This window comes from Micromonospora sp. NPDC000442, assembly GCF_042898635.1.
Lineage (GTDB): Bacteria > Actinomycetota > Actinomycetes > Mycobacteriales > Micromonosporaceae > Micromonospora.
The window spans coordinates 1-1774 of the sequence record NZ_JBIAYZ010000055.1; the positions used below are offsets into that span (position 1 = coordinate 1).

The 1774-nt window shown below is 69.2% G+C and carries 1 protein-coding gene; it reads left to right on the forward strand.

Features of this window, described 5'->3' with window-relative positions; translation table 11 throughout:
• Positions 1-1774, forward strand: a 1774-nt coding sequence (locus tag ACFY2A_RS30510; RefSeq protein WP_387176800.1) for a SpoIIE family protein phosphatase, incomplete at both ends; no start/stop codon positions are given.

Genomic DNA, 1774 nt, shown 5'->3' on the forward strand with positions numbered 1-1774 from the left:
CTACATCAACGACGCGGGTTGCCGCTTGGTCGGACGGCCACGCGTCGAGTTGGTCGGCCACCGCTACCGGCAGCTGTGGCCGGAGACCGTGCACGACGGGACGCTTCCGTTCTACCGGTCGGTCGTGGAGACGGGGAACCCGGCCCTACGCACCGTGTACTACGAGCGGCAGTCCATCACCGGACATTTCGAGTTCCGGGTGGGTCCGTACCGCGACGGGATCATGGTTCGGTGCGTGGACCTGCGCCAGGTGACGGTGTCTCCGCAGTCGGCCGGTGCGGTACGGCTGTACGACATGCTCGACACCGCGTTCGACGGGTTCACGGTGCTTCGTCCCGTGCGGGGCGCCAGTGCGGAAATCGTGGACTTCGTCTGCGAATACATCAATCAGGTCGGGGCCAAGATGACCGGCTGCAGCGTGGAGGATGTGATCGGTCACCGGCTCAGCGATGTCTCTGCCCACAGCTGGGACAGCGGGCTGTTCGATCGCTACCGCACGGTGGCCGAGACCGGGGAGCCGTGGCGGCAGGAGCTGACCTATCCCGAGATCAGCCAGGTGTGGGAGATCAAGGTCGGGCGTACCAGCGGCAGTCACGTCGCGGTGTCGTTCCGGGAGATCACCGAGCAGGTCGACAAACAGCGCCAGCTGGCCGACAGCGTGGCCCGCGCCGAACAGGCCGCCGCCCGTGCCCGCAGCCTGGAGAGCGTGACCGCGGCGTTGGTGGCGGCGAGCACGACAGCGCAGGTGTACACCGCCATCGGATCGGTGCTGCGACCCTCGGCCGGCGGGCAGTCCCTGGCGTTGCTCCTGCGCCAGGAGCAGTCCCTGCGCCTTGCCTACCACGCCGCGTACGAACCGGAGGTCGTCGCGCGGCTGCATGATCTGCCGATCGAGCATCCCTACCCGGCGGCGACCGTCGCCCACACCGGAAAGCCGCGCTACCTGACCTCACTGGCGCAGTTCCACGCCGCTCAGCCAGACCCGGAGACAGCCGTCCCGCCCGGGTCCCGCCAGGCGTGGGCCTTCCTCCCGCTGACCGTGGCCGGCGAGGTGCTGGGTGCGCTCGTCGTCGGCTATCGGAGCCCGCGCGACTTCGATCCCGACACCAGATCGACGCTGACGGCACTGGCAGGGCTGGGAGCCCAGGCACTTCAGCGGGCGATGCTGTTCGAGACCAGCGTGTCGATCGCCTCCGAGCTGCAGCACGCGCTGCTGCCGGCGACGCTGCCACAGACGGCGGGGCTGCGGCACGCGACCCGCTACCTACCGTGGACACGCGACGCCGAGGTGGGCGGCGACTGGTACGACATCATTCCCATCAGTGACGGTGTCGTCGCCGTCGTGATCGGCGATGTCGCCGGCCACAACACCGCGGCCGCGGCGACGATGGGCCAGGTCCGTGACGCACTGCGCGCGTACGCCATCGCCGGACAGCCGCCGGCCACGGTCATGAACAACGTCAACCACCTCATCCGCGCCCTGCGACTGAACACCATGGCCACCTGCTGCTACCTGCAACTGGACGTCGCCGAGGGTGCCGTCACCGGAGTGCTCGCCGGACATCCACCCCCGATCCTGCGCGACGCACACACCACCGGTCTGGTCCGTCTCCCCACGCACCCCGCCCTGGGTGTCACGGACTCGGTTGCCTACCGCGAGAACCGCTTCGATCTTCCGCCCGCCGCCACCCTGGTGCTGTACACCGACGGACTCGTGGAGGACCGCAGCCATCCGCTCGACCGGGGCCTGGAGGAGTTGTGCGCGGCAGTGCAC